The organism is Aquibacillus koreensis (genome assembly GCF_025154055.1).
Taxonomy (GTDB): Bacteria; Bacillota; Bacilli; order Bacillales; family Amphibacillaceae; genus Aquibacillus_C; species Aquibacillus_C koreensis.
This window is the reverse complement of the sequence record NZ_JAOALK010000061.1, coordinates 18,360-38,488: the sequence shown is the minus strand read 5'-3', so window position 1 is coordinate 38,488 and position 20,129 is coordinate 18,360. Positions and strand designations below refer to the sequence as shown.

16 protein-coding genes and 1 other annotated feature are annotated in these 20,129 nt (G+C 37.3%); of the genes, 2 read left to right on the top strand and 14 right to left on the bottom strand.

Going from position 1 to position 20,129, the window contains the following annotated elements; all coding sequences use genetic code 11:
• Position 1: 1 nt before the first annotated feature.
• From NYQ66_RS19575 to NYQ66_RS19550, 6 genes are all read right to left on the bottom strand, one after another.
• Complete coding sequence (locus NYQ66_RS19575; RefSeq protein WP_259871943.1) at positions 2-1,630, bottom strand: GspE/PulE family protein; 1,629 nt, start codon at positions 1,628-1,630, stop codon at positions 2-4.
• 26 nt (positions 1,631-1,656) lie between these two features.
• Positions 1,657-3,153: a DUF7305 domain-containing protein gene (locus NYQ66_RS19570; RefSeq protein ID WP_259871942.1), complete on the bottom strand. Its 1,497-nt coding sequence runs from the start codon at positions 3,151-3,153 to the stop codon at positions 1,657-1,659.
• Positions 3,154-3,161: 8 nt separating this feature from the next.
• Positions 3,162-3,605 carry a PilW family protein gene (locus tag NYQ66_RS19565; RefSeq protein WP_259871941.1) on the bottom strand — a complete coding sequence of 148 codons (444 nt, stop codon included), beginning with the start codon at positions 3,603-3,605 and terminating at the stop codon, positions 3,162-3,164.
• A gap of 3 nt (positions 3,606-3,608) precedes the next feature.
• The gene (locus NYQ66_RS19560; protein ID WP_259871940.1) at positions 3,609-4,043 is read right to left on the bottom strand and encodes a type IV pilus modification PilV family protein; all 435 of its coding nucleotides are present in this window, start codon (positions 4,041-4,043) and stop codon (positions 3,609-3,611) included.
• A 200-nt stretch (positions 4,044-4,243) separates the two neighbouring features.
• Entirely contained in the window at positions 4,244-5,965 is a 1,722-nt protein-coding gene (locus NYQ66_RS19555) for a sensor domain-containing diguanylate cyclase (RefSeq protein WP_259871939.1), read from the bottom strand.
• 71 nt (positions 5,966-6,036) lie between these two features.
• Positions 6,037-7,317 carry a bifunctional folylpolyglutamate synthase/dihydrofolate synthase gene (locus NYQ66_RS19550; protein WP_259871938.1) on the bottom strand — a complete coding sequence of 427 codons (1,281 nt, stop codon included), beginning with the start codon at positions 7,315-7,317 and terminating at the stop codon, positions 6,037-6,039.
• Positions 7,318-7,409: 92 nt separating this feature from the next.
• On the opposite strand from NYQ66_RS19550, the gene NYQ66_RS19545 reads away from it, so the two are divergent.
• Positions 7,410-8,300 (top strand): ATP-grasp domain-containing protein, encoded by an 891-nt coding sequence (locus tag NYQ66_RS19545; RefSeq protein ID WP_259871937.1) that lies wholly within the window; start codon positions 7,410-7,412, stop codon positions 8,298-8,300.
• Here the strand turns inward: NYQ66_RS19545 and NYQ66_RS19540 are convergent.
• Together NYQ66_RS19540 and NYQ66_RS19535 are read right to left on the bottom strand one after the other, a co-directional pair.
• Positions 8,297-8,734, bottom strand: coding sequence for a hypothetical protein (locus NYQ66_RS19540; RefSeq protein ID WP_259871936.1), 438 nt, complete (start codon positions 8,732-8,734; stop codon positions 8,297-8,299). The two genes, NYQ66_RS19545 and NYQ66_RS19540, sit on opposite strands and share 4 nt — an antisense overlap.
• Before the next feature lie 112 nt (positions 8,735-8,846).
• Positions 8,847-11,498, bottom strand: coding sequence for a valine--tRNA ligase (locus NYQ66_RS19535; protein WP_259871934.1), 2,652 nt, complete (start codon positions 11,496-11,498; stop codon positions 8,847-8,849).
• Positions 11,499-11,581: 83 nt separating this feature from the next.
• Positions 11,582-11,823, bottom strand: a binding site (T-box leader).
• A gap of 698 nt (positions 11,824-12,521) precedes the next feature.
• Between NYQ66_RS19535 and NYQ66_RS19530 the strand changes: the two genes are divergently transcribed.
• Positions 12,522-12,710 (top strand): hypothetical protein, encoded by a 189-nt coding sequence (locus tag NYQ66_RS19530; protein ID WP_259871932.1) that lies wholly within the window; start codon positions 12,522-12,524, stop codon positions 12,708-12,710.
• On the opposite strand, the gene NYQ66_RS19525 is transcribed toward NYQ66_RS19530, so the two are convergent.
• The 6 genes from NYQ66_RS19525 to hemC all read right to left on the bottom strand — a co-directional run bounded on the left by NYQ66_RS19525 (position 12,707) and on the right by hemC (position 20,107).
• Entirely contained in the window at positions 12,707-13,729 is a 1,023-nt protein-coding gene (locus tag NYQ66_RS19525; RefSeq protein WP_259871931.1) for a protein kinase family protein, read from the bottom strand. The genes NYQ66_RS19530 and NYQ66_RS19525 overlap by 4 nt on opposite strands.
• 338 nt (positions 13,730-14,067) lie before the next feature.
• Positions 14,068-15,249: a stage VI sporulation protein D gene (gene spoVID / locus NYQ66_RS19520; RefSeq protein ID WP_259871930.1), complete on the bottom strand. Its 1,182-nt coding sequence runs from the start codon at positions 15,247-15,249 to the stop codon at positions 14,068-14,070.
• A gap of 849 nt (positions 15,250-16,098) precedes the next feature.
• Positions 16,099-17,394 (bottom strand): glutamate-1-semialdehyde 2,1-aminomutase, encoded by a 1,296-nt coding sequence (gene hemL / locus NYQ66_RS19515; protein WP_259871929.1) that lies wholly within the window; start codon positions 17,392-17,394, stop codon positions 16,099-16,101.
• 14 nt (positions 17,395-17,408) lie between these two features.
• Positions 17,409-18,386: a porphobilinogen synthase gene (gene hemB, locus NYQ66_RS19510; RefSeq protein WP_259871928.1), complete on the bottom strand. Its 978-nt coding sequence runs from the start codon at positions 18,384-18,386 to the stop codon at positions 17,409-17,411.
• Between the two features lie 9 nt (positions 18,387-18,395).
• Complete coding sequence (locus NYQ66_RS19505; RefSeq protein ID WP_259871927.1) at positions 18,396-19,178, bottom strand: uroporphyrinogen-III synthase; 783 nt, start codon at positions 19,176-19,178, stop codon at positions 18,396-18,398.
• Entirely contained in the window at positions 19,178-20,107 is a 930-nt protein-coding gene (gene hemC, locus NYQ66_RS19500) for a hydroxymethylbilane synthase (protein WP_259871926.1), read from the bottom strand. Before hemC ends, NYQ66_RS19505 begins: the two co-directional genes overlap by 1 nt.
• Positions 20,108-20,129: the final 22 nt, after the last annotated feature.

The window sequence follows — 20,129 nt, the reverse complement described above, 5'->3', positions numbered from 1 at the left end:
CCTAATCATCTGCAGCAACACGCAATACTTCTTCCATCGTTGTTAATCCTTGTTGGACCTTAATCAGTCCATCATCAATTAAGAACTTCATACCATTTTCGCGAATATACGTCTTAATATCTGTAATCGAATTATTGTTCATCATCATATGACGGATTTTATCGTCAATCACGAGTAGTTCATGGATCGCCATTCTTCCTTTATAGCCTGTACCTTTACAGCTATTACAGCCAGCACCTTCATGGATATGATCTAATTTTAATCCGCGCTTTTCAAATAGCGTTTTTTCCATCAATGTAGCTTCTCTGGTTTGTTTGCAATCCTTACACACTTTCTTCACTAGACGTTGGGCCATAATACCAGACAAGGAAGAAACAACCAGATATGGCTCTACTTCCATATCAAATAATCTAGGAATAGCCGCTACAGCACTATTTGTGTGCAAGGTACTAAATACTAAATGACCAGTTAAAGCTGACCGAACAGCAATTTCAGCAGTTTCCCGGTCTCGAATCTCCCCAACCATGATAATATTAGGGTCTTGTCTTAAAATCGAACGTAAACCCGCAGCAAAGGTCAGTCCAACTGCATTATTTACTTGTACCTGATTAATCCCGTCTAGTTGATACTCTACTGGATCCTCAACAGTGATTATGTTAACATCCTCACGATTCAATTTATTAATAGAGGCATAAAGCGTCGACGTTTTCCCCGATCCTGTTGGACCTGTTAACAAAATTAATCCAGCTGGGTTTTCTATTAGCTTTTCAAATTGGACTAGATTATCTTGACTAAAATCTAGATCAGTCAAACGTTTAAAAATATTACTTAAATCTAAAATACGAATAACTACTTTTTCCCCAAATACAGTAGGTAAGGTTGAGATCCGTAAATCAATCGGCTTTTCATCAACAGTCAACCTTATTCGTCCGTCCTGCGGTAACCTTGTTTCGGTGATATTTAGGTTAGATAAGATCTTCGTTCTAGCAATTAGGGAGTTTTGTAATCGTTTTGGTATCGTTCTTTCCGTTCGCAAAACCCCATCCACACGGTAACGAATGGTTAAGTTCACTTCATTTGGATCGATGTGGATATCACTTGCTCTTAAGTGCACACCGGTTTGCAAGATTTGATCCATGATTCGAATTGCTGGAGCATCATCATACATTTCTTCTTGTTCCGCTTCATCAGGCTCATTCGAATCATAATATTTATTAATCGATTGCAGAATATCATCCTTAGAAGCGATGACTGGTTTCACGACAAAACCTGTAGATAGTTCCAAATCATCAATTGCAAAGTAATCCATAGGATCATTCATCGCAACAGTAATGACGTTTTCTTTTTGGGTTAAAGGAATCAACAGTTGTCTTCTAGCAACTTCTTTTGAAACTAACTGCATTAGATCTTTGTCTATTGGATAACGGTATAAGGACACACTTGGAATATCCAAATGGATCTCTAGTACTTCTAGTAATTGTTGTTCGGTGATGTAACCTTGTTCAAGAAGCGCGTCTCCAAGCTTTTGACCATTCTTCTTTTTTTGAAGGGCCTCGACGATTTGCTCTTCAGTTAGTACTCCAGATTCTTTTAATAAGTCACCTAGTTTCTTTTTATTTCTGACAGCCATATAAATCCTCCTAGGATAGATAATATCTAATTTGTTTCTTTTGGAGCACTAGGGTCCAACAAATTATCTGGTATGTCACCACTTGAAATAAATGGTAAATTACTAATATCTACTTCTTCAAATGTAGTGTTTGTATCTCCATCCCCATAGTAGGAATTAGAAATAACAGATCCAATTACCTTTGCTCCATTTTCCAATCGGAAATCAGCATTCGGTGCAAATATTAGTGAACCGCTTCTTACTCCTCCATCAAGCTTCACACGAGTTCCGCCTGTTAATATATGGCCTTGAAAACCTCCACCACTAGTAAATGTTATATTTGCATCTTCAGCAAAAATAGAACCCTTGATAACCTGACTCCCTCCAAGTACTAATTCCTTTCGGGTATTAGGAGAACTTCCCCCCTTTAATAAAATAACAAGATCATTTACAGACCCATTTTTGTTAATCGTACTTCCAGAATTCATCGTGATATTATCCCGAACATAAATAGTTAGAGTGCCACCTCCAACTATATTAATGTGTCCATTTGTTACATTTAAGTGATCCACTACAATAGCTTTATCCTTTCCCATTGTGTCAATATTCACAGTCAAGTTCTGGTCAATTATTATTTCTTTAAAAGTAGTATCTGAATGTAATTGCAATGTATAATTCTCTGCCAAATAGTTATTAATTCTTAAATTCCCATCCAGAATCACTTTATGTTTTTCGTGTTCTGTTTTAACAATTTCCTTATCTGGAGGTAAAGCATACGCAGGGAAGTCTGGAAATGGTGGTAATTCTAATCGAGATGGTTGTTTGGCTACTGTTTCAGGAATTGGATGTTCTCTATCTGGTTTTTTCATATATTCTGGAGCTTTGACAGCTTTATTAGTAGCACTTTCTGGGACATGAATAACACCATTGTTAATATATGCACCACCATCTAACTCCACTGAGTTAGCTCTGTCAGAATTCGTACCTACATTACCAGTTATCGATGCACTCCCAAATAATTTAATCGTAGTGTCTGTGTACACTCCCATATTGCTTGGGGCATTCAGACCCCCTTTTGATTGCCAATTAATAGTGAAGAACTGTTCTACAGTTCTTTCTCGGTTACCTATATTTCCTGTAGATGTGATTTTATATTTCCTCGGATTATCATTTGATACTTTTTGTATCTGAATCATTGCTTCTGGTTGGTTTCCCATAACTGGTTCAAAATCACTATACGGCTTACTTCCAATTATTTCTCTCTCTAATGCATCATAAAAACTGTGTTCGGAAGGCATTTGATCATAGTAACCTTTTACAGAGGTTTCTACCTTTGCTAGTCTGTATGTTGCTCCAGCCTCCGCTATATAATAAGTGCCTTCATACTCTCGTTCAACTGATGCTAATCTTGTATTACCAAGTGCAACAGTTATTAAGCTAACACCTAAAACCGATAGCACCATTAATACCATAAGTACCATTACTAATGTAACTCCGGATTCGGAATTTAGTTGCCTCTGTAAACGGCTGACTCTTTGCTTCATCGATCCACCTACTCTCTAATATAAATTACTGTAGATAACGATGCTGTATTGCCATGTTGATCCTTTACACTTTCAACTTCTAAATTTATTTTCGTATCATTTTCTTCCAATTTAACTTCAAACTTATCAATATTATTAGCAAGTTTTACATTATTTTGAAGCATTTGTTTTAATGAATTAGAAAAAGCATATTCCTTATCATTAATGATAAGTGTTTGGGAATTAGGTGAGCTTAATTGAGTTGGGTCAGCACTTCTTAGATCTTTAGAGATCGTCGCAATAACCAACCGAACATTTGACATATTTTCTATATCCTCCGATTGATTTACAAACTGTTTTTGACCAAATAAATGTACTGAACTAATCAGAAGAATGACAATTGACATTAACGCTAAGGCACCTAATAGTTCTACTATAGTTACTCCTCTTTCATTTTCAAGCACACTGAACACCCTCTAATTCTCCCATGAAATTTTTGTTTCCATCTGTGCACCTAATCGACCGTTTGAATTATCATAAACCTTAACCAATACATCCTTCAAATTTGGTAGATTCGTATCAGTCTGTTTTAATTGCAACTGAATTTTGTAAGTCTCGTTAACTATCTGAAATTTATCTATCCCATTATTTTCTGTATGTGTACCCTTGGAAGTCAAACTAGTTATGGCATCTTCATAAGGTGATTTACTCAAATTATAAATCTCCTCCATCTGCGTCTGTGCCACATACGTAGCATCCATAATATCCTCCGATACCGTATTCGTACGAGCAGATTGAATGAAAAAAGTCAAAAAAGTGACAACAATTATTGACAAAATAGTAATAGAAGCAAGGATCTCTATTAAGGTTAGTCCTTTTGATGAAGAAAGCAATTTTATCTTACTTTTCATATCTAATCATCCTTTTTTCCCATTAATTCCATTATTTGTCTGAATTTTTCGTTAGTGTCTATTTATAGTATAGGACTGTTTACCTCCTATGTAAATTACTTATCTAAAAAGCAATAGAAAAAAGCAACCTGAGCAGCTAGTGCATTGCTTAGGTCGCCTCTATATTACGACTTCATATGTCGAACTTATTCGTCAAAATATTAATTCTCGTAAACCGCTACTTTATTCCTTCCCCTTTGCTTCGCCCCTACATACATTGCGCGATCCGCATGTCTAATTAAATCATATGGGTCCTCACAGTTGTCAGGATAAGTAGCAACACCTATACTAGCTGTGACATGAATCTCAATTGGACAGTCATCTTCTAATATGTGTTGAGTTAACGTGAAGGTTTCTCTTTCAATCGCATTTCTTATTGTCTCCGCTAGAATTAACGTTTGCAATTGATTATATCCAGGAAGTAATATAACAAATTCTTCTCCCCCAAAACGAGCCAAAACACCTTTATCACAAACTACTTGCTGTAAAAGCTGAGCCAAGCCTTTTAATATCTCATTGCCACTTTGGTGACCGTATGTATCATTAATCGATTTAAAGCGATCAAGATCAAGTAGAATTAATGAAATAGTCTCAGTACGTTTTGCCTGCTTCATATCATAAAAGTACTTTTCAAGATAGTCTTCAAAAAAGCGATAATTATATAAATCCGTTAATTGGTCTCTTTCACTCTGATTCTTCGTTTTTTCATAATTTTTTGCATTTTCCAGTGCTACTGCAAAGTGGTTTTTAAGTATATCTAAAATCATATACTGTGATTTTTCAAACGCTCTTTTCTGCTGTGATAATAACGTAATCACAGCAACTGTCTTATTTTTTCTTTCAATTGGGAAGGAGATAACACTCTCCCCTTGCAATGGCAAATACACATCTTTGAGGTGTTTCCAGTCTTTTTTTGTATGGTAATTTACCACTTTATTCGTTGCCCATGCTGTGCCGCTTATCGATTCATTTTTCTTTAATTGATCTTTTTCAGGAAAATCTAGCTTCTGTTCGACGTCATAAAATCGAATCAGCTGTAAATGGTCATCATCGACTACATCATATACAAACGTATAATCAACTGGTAGTAATTTTGTAACTCTTTCCACGAACAGATCGATCACTTCATTCACTTCGAGCTCTGCCGTTAACTGATGTCCAATCTCACTTGTTTGTTGTAAATAGTAATTGATACTATTACTTGAATGATAAAGCATCAAAATAATCGAAATACTAATAAAAGGTAAACCAACAAAGTAAATACCAAAAATGCCAAAATCTTGATACATCATATACAACACAAATCCAACTGGTAGAACCACTATCGTAGTGATAAATTCCCACCATAAGCTTTTGTCCACCAACTTCGGCTTTTGTTCAAAAATCACACGCCTAAAAGCATACAATAGAATATGGTTAGATATGAAAACGGTTAACACATAACCAGCAATTGGTATTAGTTCATCTAATCGCAGTAAATAGATCGAACCTATCCTACCTCCAAGAAGCAAGTAAACATAAGCAGACATGATCGATACAAAAAGGAACATGAGCATGTTCAGCGGAATTCGATACAAATCTTTTCTGCCTACTCGAACTCTGTACAAAACTACCAATATCGCAAATTGAGTTAACAATATTTCTACAAATAAACCATAGTTCAAAAATACGGCAAAACCTATGCCATGAACAAAGAAAATAGGTGTTTTATTCACAATCAATGGAAAGAAAGCGACAATACACATAATCAATCCAAAAGATAGAATGGCTAATTGATCATCCCCAAATTGGTGTGGCCACTGAAAATAAATCAGAGTTAAAGAAGCAGGCCAAATACAAACCCAAGCAATCCATAACGCAATTTGTTTACTTTTTGGCACCATACTTCTCCCCCCTCCCCAGGTTAGCTTCTAAACAAAAAAGATAGAAAGAATATATCATATTTTCAAAAAATTTACAAAAATAAACGGCGTACCAATCCAATGTAAGCTAAAGATCCTGTAATAAAATGCACTTGATGCTCCTGATTTGATGTCACATACTTTGTAATTGCTTGTTTCCAGTCAGACTCTACCACTTTATTGTTGTGTTTAGACAAATCATATAGCGTTGCAGCGCCCGCCGCACGTTTATGTTCGAAACTAGTAAATACGATGTGATCAAACGTAGCATCCATTTGGTTGATCATCTCTTCTAATGGCTTGTCCTTAAACGCCGCGAATAAGAGTTGCTTGCTTTCATTTGGAAAATAGGACTGCACGGTATCAATAAAAGTAGCAATTCCTTCAGTATTATGTGCTCCATCTACATAGACAATCGGATTGTCACATACTTTTTCAAATCTACCAGGAATCATAGCCTTTTGAAATCCTTTTTGCAATTCCGTTATAGAAAAAGGAAATCCAAGATCATTCAGTTGCATGAGCGCCTTGCAAGCAATCGTTGCATTTTTTATTTGATGCTTTCCTAACATTGTGATAGTTAAAGGTATTTCCTCGTTTACGCTCGTAAACAAAAAGGTTTGCGTTTTATCTTCTTTTAGTTGTTGTTGCGAAGAATTATAGTCTATTTGGTAGTGAAAGATCGGTGCTTGTAGACTTGTTGCATAATTTTTTATTACAGTTAATGATGATTCGTTCACATCCCCAACAATTACAGGCACATCTTTTTTTATAATTCCAGCTTTTTCATAGGCTATTTTTTCATAGGAATCACCTAAAAACTGCTTATGGTCCAGTCCAATATTCGTTATAATGGATAGCAGTGGTGTGAGGCAATTCGTTGAATCCTCTCTACCGCCCATACCAGTTTCGATTAATGCTATATCTACCTTGTCCACAAAATACAAGATGGCAATCATAACGACTATTTCAAATTCAGTTGGACCATCGTCCCGCTCATCTAGTTCTTGTATGATTGGTATAAGACGATTGACCATTTCAAGCATGTGCTCGTCATCAATCGCTTGGTCATTTAGTTGAATTTGTTCATTTATACTCGTAAGACTAGGAGAAGTAAACGTTCCTACTCGGTAATTCGCTTCCAATAACGTTTGTTTCATAAAAGTTAACGTGGAACCTTTTCCGTTCGTCCCTGCTAGATGAACTACTTTTAACCGTTTTTCAGGTCGATGGAAAAAATCAAGCATCATCTCCATTCGACTTAAACCTAATCTAATACCTAGCTTACTTCTAGATTGTAAAAAATCATGTACTTCCTTTATAGTAGTGAACATAGTGTCAACCTACCTTTTTTAGACTAAAAAATAAGAATGCAAACATTATATAGCAAAATATTAATTTATGTAAGCAATATGGAGGAAAACATATGATGCAAGGATGGGTTATTTATAACGGTCATTTACCTAGCAGTAAATTTTTATCCTACGCAGAATGGATAAAAGAAGCCGCTACCAAGAAAAATATAAAGATCAACGTAGTAAAAAATAATGCTATGCTTTCTATGATCGATAGCCAAGGCAGTCATCTCTTGAAGCAAGCACATGAAGCTCAACCAGATTTTGTTCTGTTTTTAGACAAAGATATCGCATTAGCTAAACAGTTAGAACAATTGGGGATACCTGTTTTCAACTCTTCGAAGTGTATTGATATTTGTGACAATAAAATAACTACCTATCAACATTTGGCTAAACACAAATTACCTATTCCGAAAACGATTATAGCACCGAAAATTTTTCCTGGTGTAAAAGAAATAGACACAACTAGCTATTTAGCGATTGAACGTGAGCTAGAATATCCGATGGTTGTAAAGGAAGCCTATGGTTCCTTTGGTGAACAAGTGTATCTAATTCACTCTAGACAAGCACTGTTTGCACTGATTCAAGCTTTAGAAGACAGGCCTTTTGTTATCCAAGAATATATTTCTTCTAGTTATGGAAGAGATATACGACTAAATGTAGTGGGAGATCAAGTAGTGGCTTCCATGATTCGAACAGCGAAAAATGATTTTCGAGCGAATGTTGCTGTAGGAGGAACGACAGAAGCTTATCAACCTACTGAGCAAGAAATAAGCCTAGCGCTAGCAGCGGCAAAAGCGGTCGAAGCTTCATTTGCAGGTGTAGATCTATTGTTTGGTCCAAATAGTCAACCGATTATTTGTGAAGTAAATTCGAATGCCCATATTCAAGGAACCTATCAATCAACAGGGATTAACGTTGCGGATTATATGATCGACTATATAGTTAGAACGCTAGATTAAAGCACATATTTTTCGATACCATGAATTGCTTGTATATAAGATAGTAACGTGAAAATTGTAGAAATCATTCCGCTTTTTAAAAATGATTGTTTTAGGGTTTCCCCTTTATTCATTCGATATAAGAACAGGACGAATGATACAAAAACTGTCGTTAAAAACATTACTAGAAAGAACTTCTGATTTTCTAACGAATCAACCACGTAACCAAGTTGCCATTCGTGATCTTTTGGGTTAAAAACAATCATTTTTTCTTCAAGACCTATTATGTTATTATGTTGTAATGTTATGGATTGCTCTCCCTGAGAAATCATCTGATAACCACTCGGCAGGAAACCTATTGGATATACAAGAACATAAGCAATCAGCAAGGATAATAAAATAATAAAGATATAGAGCAATGTGGTTCTTAATTTCTGTAACGTTTTTTCTTCCATAATTCCCCTCCTATGGAAAATACGCATAGTGCAAAGATAACACATCTAGGAAATTTTGTTAATAACAACAAAAACGTGGAACAAATTATGTTCCACGTTTTTTTCTTTACTCTTATGACTGAAGCTCTTTTATTCTCGCTTCAACCTTTGACCGTTTTTCGATATAATCTTTTTCTTTTTGTTTTTCTTCTTCTACTACTTTCTCAGGTGCTTTACTTACAAAGCCTTCATTAGATAGCTTCTTCTGTACTCGATCTACTTCTTTGTTCAGTTTCTCTAACTCAGCATTTAGTCTCGCAACTTCTTTATCGACATCAATTAAACCTTCAAGCGGTAAGAATAATTCTGCTCCCGTAATAACTGCTGACATTGCTTTTTCCGGCGCTTTCACTTCCGTTGCAATCGTCAACTCACTTGGATTACAGAAACGTTCTAAATAATGACGATTCTGTTCCAACTGGCTAACAGTCCTGTCATCTTTCGCTTGAATCAGAAGTTGGATTTCTTTAGACATTGGCGTGTCAACTTCTGCGCGAATGTTTCTTACTGCGCGGATAATCGCTACTAATTGTTGCATTTCATTAGCTGCTTGTGTGTCATGCAGATCTTTTCTAATTTCAGGCCAAGATGCTCTTGTAATCGACTCACCCTCATGAGGTAAATGTTGCCAGATTTCTTCTGTCACAAATGGCATAAACGGATGCAACATGCGCATCGTGTTATCTAATACATACGCTAACACAGATCTAGTTGTATGTTTTGCAGTCTCGTCTTCCCCATATAGCGGAAGTTTTGCCATTTCGATATACCAGTCACAGAAGTCATCCCAGATGAAATTGTATAAATGTCTTCCAGCTTCACCAAACTCATATTTATCTACGTTTCTGTTCACTTGTTCGATTGTTTCATTTAGACGCGTTAGAATCCATTTATCCGCAACTGATTTTTCACCAGTTAAATCAATGTCTTCGTACTTTAAATCTTCTAGATTCATAATAACGAATCGAGAAGCGTTCCAAATTTTATTAGCAAAATTCCATGTAGATTCTACTTTTTCCCATTGGAAGCGCAAGTCTTGACCTGGAGTTGAACCCGTAGATAAGAAATAACGTAAGGAGTCAGCGCCATACTTTTCAATAACATCCATTGGGTCGACACCGTTACCAAGTGATTTACTCATCTTACGGCCTTCCGCATCACGAACTAATCCGTGAATTAAAACATCTTCGAATGGACGGATATCATTGAATTCAAGTGATTGGAAAATCATACGAGAAACCCAGAATCCAATAATGTCATAACCTGTTACAAGTACATTGGTCGGGAAGAAGTGTTTGAACTCTTCGTTATCTGTATCTGGCCAATTTAATGTAGAGAAAGGCCATAATGCAGAGGAGAACCATGTGTCTAATACGTCATTATCCTGTTCCCAATTTTCAAGGTCAGCAGGTTCTTCTTTACCAACGTACACTTCACCTGTTTCTTTATGGTACCATGCAGGAATGCGGTGACCCCACCATAGTTGACGAGAAATACACCAATCGCGCGTATTCTCCATCCAACGTAAATACGTATTTTCAAAACGATCCGGAACAAAGTGAACCTTTGTATCATCATCTTGTTTTTGCAATTCAACTGCTGCATCCGCTAGTGGTTGCATGTTAACAAACCATTGTGTAGAAAGATATGGCTCAACTACTGCTCCACTTCTTTCTGAGTGACCTACCGAGTGCATGTGCTCTTCAATTTTGAAAAGTACACCTTGGTCTTGTAAGTCTTTCACGATTTGTTTTCGGCATTCAAAACGGTCCATGTCTTTATACTTTCCAGCTTTAGCATTCATTGTTCCGTCTTCATTCATTACTAGAATTCGCTCTAGGTTATGACGGTTACCAATTTCAAAGTCATTTGGATCATGTGCTGGTGTAATTTTAACGGCACCAGATCCAAATTCGATATCAACGTAGTCATCTGCTACAATTTCAATTTCTCTTCCTACAATCGGAAGTATTACTTTTTTACCGATTAAATGCTTATAACGGTCATCTTCAGGATGAACAGCAACAGCCGAATCACCTAGCATCGTCTCTGGACGAGTAGTGGCTACTTCAATGTGACCTTCGCCATCCTTAAGCGGATATTTCATATGATAGAAATGCCCTTGTACTTCTTCATGAATAACTTCGATGTCAGATAATGCTGTTTTCGTCGCTGGATCCCAGTTGATTATATATTCACCACGGTAGATAAGCCCTTTTTCATATAGCTTAACAAAAACTTCTTTAACCGCATCAGATAACCCTTCATCTAGGGTAAAACGTTCACGAGAATAGTCTAAACCTAACCCTAACTTTTCCCACTGCGCACGGATAAATGCAGCATATTCATCCTTCCATTCCCACGCTTTCTCCAGGAATTTCTCTCTCCCAAGGTCATACCTACTAACGCCTTGCTCACGTAGTTTCGCTTCTACCTTTGCTTGCGTTGCAATTCCTGCATGGTCCATACCTGGAAGATACAGTACATCGTAGCCTTGCATACGCTTAATTCTCGTGATAATATCCTGCAATGTTGTATCCCACGCGTGACCGATATGAAGCTTACCCGTTACGTTAGGTGGCGGGATCACAATGGTAAAAGGTTTTTTCTTTTCATCACGTTCTGCTTCAAAAAATTTACCGTTCACCCAATAATCGTACCTACCCTTTTCTACTGCGGTTGGATCATATTTTGGGGGTAAAGATATTTCTTTATTTTCTTCCATTTCATCTTCCTCCTTTATCAACAACTAAAATAACAAGAACTTGGATGGCGTAGTCTGTAGACAACAAAAAAACCTCTTCATCCGTAAAGGACGAAAAGGATTATTTCCGTGGTACCACCTTTGTTCACCTACACACTTTCACACAAAAATGTGGAGGTACACTCAAAATAATTAACGGTATTGTTACCGGCTTCTTCTACTTCATGTTCAAAGAAGCTGCATCCAAGGCGACATTCCAAAACAAACGATCCTAGGAAATCTTTCAGCTGATGATTTCCCTCTCTAAAGGTATTTATCCTGTACTCTTCCTCTTCACTGCATTTATCCATGTTATTTTAGACAATAGAGCATTTGTATAGTTGCTATTTTATCCAAAAAAACATAAATAAGTCAATAGATTTATTATTTTTTCCTATGTAATTGATTTTTCTGCCAAGGGTACTATGGCACTGTTCGCATAAACTTCGACGTAAGTAACTTAGCTAAATATTACTGAATAATCAAATGGTAATTGAACAAGCTCTTTCAGAGTCAACTCTGACTTTGTAGGAAGCTCTACTTTCTTAAGCGTTAGCTTATGGACTGCACCTCTTTCTAACGCGTGAACTCAAGGCTCGCTCTCTGACGTGTTCGAATCCAACTCTTTCTTACGTGTTAACTCATGGCTCGCTCCCTGAGGCGTTCGAATCCAACTCTTTCTTACGTGTTATCTCATGGCTCGCTCCCTGACGCGTTCGAATCCAACTCTTTCTTACGTGTTATCTCATGGCTCGCTCTCTGACGCGTTCGAATCCAACTCTTTCTTACGCGTTAACCTAGCTTTTAATAAACGTTTTAAAATAACTTCGCATTTTACATCTACTGAGCATTAGATGTAAATAAGATGTAGTTTTTTATGCACCATCTTGCCTAATCGACATACAATACACCAAAAGCGGTTACAAAAGAGAAAAAGCGCCCTAGAGAAAAACTGGCGCTTGGTTACTTTTATCCTATAAATTTTAATTACAAAGGGGTGTAACGATGGCACGATATTACCGTTATCGACTTCCGCCTTGGCTGAGATATTGGTTATTAGTGATAGAAAGATGCTTACTACCAATCGTCATTTTCCAAGGACTTAGAACTATATTTTTTCCGACTACCTTTGATGTCTTATTACTCGGTATTTTTATTGGTTTATATCTAGCATTTTTCCTGGAATGGATTTAGTCAGTAGACTCCATTTCTTTTTCTTTTATCGCTTCCCTTGTGCGATATAGAAAATCTTGGAAACTTAAACCATGCATGAGCCGACGATAGTTATACTCTAATCTACGGATTTGAAAAGGTTCTATGCTTGATAAGTTCCCTTTTGCATATCTTTCAATTAGATGAACATAGGACTTAGGATTCAAAAGGATAACAGCTAATAAGCTTCTTTCGCTTTGTAGAAGGGAATTATATTTTTCATAAACAGAGAATGACTCCATCATGTCACTTAAATAACAGTCATGGTATTTAAATTCATTATAATAGTAACCAGCTAAATCATTCATTGAACTTCCTAAGAAGGCATGTTCCCAATTCACAAAATATGTCTCACTGCTTTGATAGATAAGGTGGGATCGACGTAAATTACCATGGCATAATGATAAGAATGCAATCTTTTCCTGCGTGATATCCTCTAAATAGTAATCATACCAGTAGTCGATCTGACGAAATAGGTAATCTAAATCCCTATATTGCATACACACTCTTAACTCAAATGGAGACATATAGTGCTTCTTTTCAAATCTTTCTACGTAGCGAAGTAATTTTTGACGGTACTGTACTATTAGTTGCTTTTCTTTAGAGACAAATTGTTCAAGTTGATCAACTTGAACAGTTTGCTCTTTTTTTGTTTGGTTATGCACTTTTCCGATAGAACGATAAAAGGATTCAATTTCATGTGACGGTTCATCACTTTCTTTTTTTTCTTTCCAAGGCGTTAGGTAATAAATTTCTTTCTCGTGCTCTTCATAAATTTGAATTTTTTTTGTTAAATACACGGGCAAAATAGAAGAAAGTTGATGTTGATTACCCATCTGATAAACTTTTTGCCATATATTCAATCGATCGCGGGGAATGCTTGCACGTTTTAACGCAAATGTATATTGATGGCTTTGAATTTTATATAAGCGCTTCGTAATAGAGGTGATTTCTGTGGGTTTAATTTGATAAGCTTGTAATAAGCGCTTCACATTTGTCATTTATATCAACTCCAAAAATAGAAATGAAACAATCTGTGCTATAATCAACGATGTGAGGAAAGCCTCATAATGGTGGGAATCATAGGACACCTTCCTTTTAGCAAAGATAAGCTCAGAAAATCACTATAATAGTTCTATCCTCATTAAAATAAAATCCCTTGTCACTTTTGTGTGGCAAGGGATTACATGTTTTTCGTGTTAGGAGTACTTGTAACGGGATAATTTCTTATCATTCCCTTAATAAACGGATTAGTAAAAGCTTTATCTCACACGCTAACTTTACCTCAAGCTCTTCGTCTATTAAACTGATTTCTCCTAATTTCCTTTACACATAACCTTTATTTACTTTTTTCTCTAATTGGTATATTTAAGATTTGTCCTTCTGCAAGATCATCAGATTCTAGTTTGTTTGTTGTTGAAATATGCATTGGTGATAGATGGTAGCGCTCTGCAATCGAATCTAATGTATCCTCTTCCTGTACAATATATATTCTCAGGCGAGAATAGTTGTTTTCTTCTTCTTTGTCAGCAAAAATATTTATCAGATAATCCGTTTCTACTTTTCCTTCTCTTGATTCCACAGATTCGTCATAATCACCATCATCTGATGCTTGGGAAGAAAATGATATGAAACTTGATTCACTTGATTCATACCCTGGTGATTCTACTGCATCTTCTTCTGCATGGATCTTCTTCTCTACTGAACTCCCAAAAAACTCAGCAAGAGATTGCGATTTCTTATGTTTCCATCTTTCTTTTTCTGCCTTTGGCTCCGTTTTGGCTTCAGGTTCAGGTTCAGCTTCAGGTTCTGATTCTTGCTCAAGTTCCGGTTCTGGTCTCGATTCTGCTTCTAGTTCAGGCTCTTTCTCGACCTCTGATAAAAGTTCCGGCTCGGGTTCTGCTTCTGACTCATCATGAAGCGATGGTCTTGCCTCTTCATTTAATAGATCTAAGTGTTCAGAGCTATCTTCTTCCTCAGAATCTTTCACATCAAACGAAAAGCTATCTTCTAAAGGTTGTGTTGGCAAATCATCTTCCTCATCATCTACCCCAGATTCATAGCGATTAGGCACATCTTCTTTTACCCCGTGGATTCCAATTGTAGCGTGCAAGATTAATTGACTATTTTCCGGTAATTCGTAGTCAAAAGAATCGATACCCACTAAGACGTCATCTAAACTATCGATTCGGTACTTTGGTATCGTAACTTCTACAGGAAAGTTATGAAAGAATTCATTCACACCATCTTCATAGCTTTCTACACGGTCAACTGTACGTTGCGAAGGATGATCCCTTAATGACAAAATCTGCTCTTCATCTTCAATCAATTCATTTTTTACCTGGAAATACTCCCCTTTAAGTTCAATGACACCACGAACAGAGACAAAATCATCAAATTCTTGAATAGATATCTCAGGTTCAAGTGAGATTCCCATGATCTCATCCACTTCCTGTCCTCTTTTAAACCACAACGACTCGTTTAAGTCAAAAGTAAACACTGATTCATCTCCATAGGTCAAGACGAATTCCTCCCCTCAAAATCAACAAGCTATTCGTACATTGTCCTCAACTCAAATATATGAAAAAATTTCTAAAATATGCAAAGAAGCTTGAAACCATCCCTATTTGTTGCAGTAAGCATTTTTTGTACTTAAGAAATAAATATATTTCGTAGTAGATCCATACTGTACAGTAACTAAAGATGATAATACTGCTCTACCGTTCCGGAAATACACTCCGCTTTCCGTGGGGCGAGCGCCGAGCCGCTTCGTCGCTTTGCTCCTGCAGGGTCTCGCCTGTCTCGCAGATCCCACAGGAGTCTACGTGTATTTCCTCCACTAGCCTAATGGAATCTAGGTTACATCCCTCTTCTTAAGAGAAAGAACTACAATTTTATGTACTTTACTTACAGTTGTTTGGACTTACACTTAAAATTAGTAGTATAGACAATAACTTTTTATTACTGTTACTAGCGAAACAAGTGAAATTGGCGACACTCCTCGGAAATGAAGATCGCATTTCCTTCGTGCGATGTAGATTCTCTGAAGCATTCCTTATCCTGCGGGAACAGCGCGAGCCGAAGATCCACTCAGGAACGCACTTTGGGCCTGCGGTTACTCGGCCCACCAAAACATCTGTGACTGAGTTAGTTGAGGCCGTGCCCGCAAGAGGAATCTGAACTTAGAAAAATCCGGGTTCTGGGATTTTTCGTGATTCCTCCTCGGAAAGGGAGCCAATTTCACTTGTGAAGCGGGTCGAGAAATTGCTGCACAGTTTATGATTACTATGTATTAATAAATACCTTCAGAACCTTGTATAGACGAAAAAACCTCCCGCATATCATGTTATGCGGGAGGTTTACATATTATTTATTTTGATAGTTTAGCAAAAGCAGTACGAACTGCTGCGATGGTTTTTTCAACATCTTCATCTGTATGCGCAGTGGATAAAAATAATCCTTCAAATTGAGATGGTGGTAAAAATACACCTTCGTCTGCCATTGTTCGGTAATAACTAGCAAAATGATCTAAATTTGATTTACTTGCAGTTTCGTAGTTAAATACTTCTTCACTGTTAAAGAAGAAGCCAACCATAGAGCCTGCCCGATTTACTTGTAGTGGTACATTAAATTCTTCAGCAGCTTGTTGGTAGCCTTCTACTAGGCGGTCTGCTTGCTTGTTTATTTGCTCATATGCCTCTTTATCGAGTGCTACAAGCGTTTCGTACCCTGCAGTCATTGCTAGTGGATTCCCAGAAAGTGTACCCGCTTGATAGATATCACCAACAGGAGCTACTCTTTCCATAATTTCGCGTTTACCACCGTATGCTCCAACTGGTAAACCGCCACCAATTACTTTTCCAAGACAAGTAAGGTCAGGCGTTACGCCAAAATGACCTTGGGCACAGTTATACCCAACACGGAAACCGGTCATTACCTCGTCAAAAATAAGGACAGTTCCATTTTGTTCGGTAATATCACGTAATTGTTGTAGGAAGTTGTCTTTTGGTGGAACTACTCCCATATTACCTGAAACTGGTTCTACAATGACTGCTGCTAAATCATCACCAAATTGTTCAAACGCATAGCGCACGCTTTCCATATCGTTGTAAGGTACAGTGATTGTATTTTTAGCAACTGATTCAGGTACACCAGGACTATCTGGTAATCCAAGCGTTGCGACTCCAGATCCAGCTTTAATCAATAAAGAATCACCATGTCCATGATAATTACCTTCAAATTTTAGGATCTTATCTCGACCAGTATAACCACGCGCTAAACGAAGCGCGCTCATTGTTGCCTCTGTACCGGAGTTAACCATTCTCACCATTTCTATCGATGGAACACGGTCAATAACTAGCTTCGCCAATTTATTCTCTAATAAAGTTGGGGCACCAAAGCTTGTCCCATTTTCTGCAACTTCTTTTAGTTTCGATACCACACGATTATCCGCATGACCTAAGATAAGTGGACCCCAACTTAGGACATAATCAATGTATTCATTTCCATCAATATCAAAAATCTTTGATCCTTTGCCTCGTTCCATAAAAATCGGGTTCATTCCCACCGATTTAAATGCACGTACAGGTGAATTGACACCACCAGGCATAAGATCAACGGCTTCTTTATATGCATCCATCGAGTTTTGATAATTTGCCACGGTCATCATCCCTTCTTTTTTTATTCACTCAACCATCTTGCTACATCTTTTGCAGCGTATGTAATAATAATATCTGCTCCTGCACGTTTCATCGATGTTAATTTTTCCAAAACAATTCTTTTCTCATCAATCCACCCATTTTGTGCTGCTGCTTTTACCATTGCATATTCACCACTAACATTATAAGCAACAACCGGAACATGGAAGTTATTTTTAACATCTCTCATAATATCCATGTATGACAGAGCTGGTTTCACGATTAAAAAGTCTGCTCCTTCACGAACATCGGACTCTGCTTCGCGTAAAGCCTCTAAACGATTTGCTGGGTCCATCTGATACGTTTTGCGATCGCCAAATTGTGGTGCGCTTCCTGCTGCATCTCGAAATGGACCATAAAAAGCAGAAGCATATTTAACGGCATAGGACATGATTGGTATATTTACAAAACCCGCTTCATCCAATCCTTTGCGAATTGCTGCTACAAATCCATCCATCATATTAGATGGAGCAATAATGTCCGCTCCCGCCTTAGCCTGTGATACTGCTGTTTGTACAATTAATTCTAGGGACTCGTCATTTAAGACGTCACCATCTTTAATCACACCACAGTGCCCATGCGAAGTGTACTCACATAAGCAAGTATCAGCTACTGTAAGCATTTCAGGGAATTCTTTTTTAATCTTACGAATTGCTTCCTGGACAATACCAGTTTCACAATAAGCTTGTGTGCCTACCTCATCTTTATCTTTTGGAACACCAAATAATAGAACGGATCGGATTCCTAAATCAACTAGTTCTTCCAATTCCACAGATAGGTGGTCTAAGGAAACCTGATACACACCAGGCATCGAACCTACCTCGTTTTTAATATTATTCCCTTCCACAACAAAAATAGGATAAATTAAGTCGTCTGTCGAAAGTTGCGTTTCTCTTACCATTGCTCTCATGCTTTCAGATGAGCGCAGTCTACGATGTCTTTGGAATAAAAGTTCTTTCATCTTTTCACCTTATCCTTTCGCCTTATAATAATCAATTAGCACCTGTAGCATACCTTCAATCGTAAATGTATCCGGAACCAACACTTGCTTCAACCCGAGTTCAAGTGCCTTTTTTTCGGTTGTGGAACCAATGCATACACATAAATGCTCTCGTGCAATTTTTTCAAATAGCGTTGTATTTATTAGACGATGAAGTGCCTCTACTGCTGATGGACTAGTAAAAGTGAATATATCTATTTCACCACTAGCTATGTATTCCTCAAGTAACGTAGAATCATCTGCGTTAATTAGTGTCTCATATGTGATTAATCTTTTGTAAAATATGTCATGTTGCTCAAGTGCACAAGGAATTTCTTGTCGCGAACGATTTCCGCAAGCTAAAACGATCCGTTCGTTGCTTCGGTCATCCTTTAAAAATTCCTCCATCATTGCTTCTCCACTAAAATCACGAGGCTTAAATTCAGCCGTACAACCGTAGTGGTTTAACATCATTTCAGTTTTATCACCAACTACCGCTATCTGTAATGGCGATAACCAGTTCTTATCAAATCCGTATTCGTATAACTGTTGAAAGAAAAATTTCACGCCATTCGCACTTGTGAAAAAAATCCATGTAAAATCGTGAAGGTTTTGAAATATAACACGATTGTCATTGCTATACGTTGGACGAATATGGAGAAGCGGCACAACTACGGGAATTGCACCGACTTCTTTCATTTTTTCAGAAAACTCCTTCGTCTGTTCTTTCGCACGTGTGACAAGGATTCTTTTTCCTGATAATGGTCGAGACATTACTTGTCAAGCTCCTCTTTTGCATCATCAACAATCTTTTGTGCACCTTGTTGTTTTAATCGATCTGCAGCTTCTTTACCTACTGCTTCCGGATCCGTACCACGTACAACTTCTTTTAAGATTGTCTTCCCATCAGGTGTACCCACTAATGCAGTTAATACAATTTCTTCGCCATCTAAATAAGCATAGCCACCAATTGGTACTTGGCAACCACCATTTAATAGGTGAAGGAATTTACGTTCCGCAGTTACTGTTCTGATTGTATAGTCATGATTAATTTTTGCTAATACGTCTAATAATTCTGTATCATCTTCACGACATTCGATCGCTAGTGCTCCTTGACCTACTGCTGGTACACATACTTCAGGCTCAAGGTATTCCGTGACAAGATCATCGCCCCAGCCTACACGAATCAGTCCTGCAGCAGCAAGAACAATCGCATCATAATTTTCTTCTTTTAACTTTTTAAGTCTTGTATCAATATTTCCTCGAATCCATTTTATTTCAAGATCCGGTCTTACTGCTAAAATTTGAGAACCTCTACGTAAACTACTTGTACCTACAATTGCACCACTTGGTAGATCTTTAAGCGCAACGTTACCATTCGAGATAAATGCATCGCGGTGATCTTCTCTTACAGGGATAGCGCCAATCATTAATCCTTCTGCCACTTCTGCAGGCATATCTTTCATGCTGTGTACAGCCATATCAATTTCATGGTCATACATTGCTTGTTCAATTTCTTTTACAAATAATCCCTTGCCACCAACCTTTGATAAGGTAACATCTAAAATCTTATCACCTTTTGTGACAATCTTTTTCACTTCAAACTCATATGGAGCTCCGGACTTTTTCAATTGATCAATTACCCAATCTGTTTGTGTAAGTGCTAAGTTACTTTTTCTTGATCCAATTACTATTTTTCTCATTGATTTATCCTCCTGAACCATT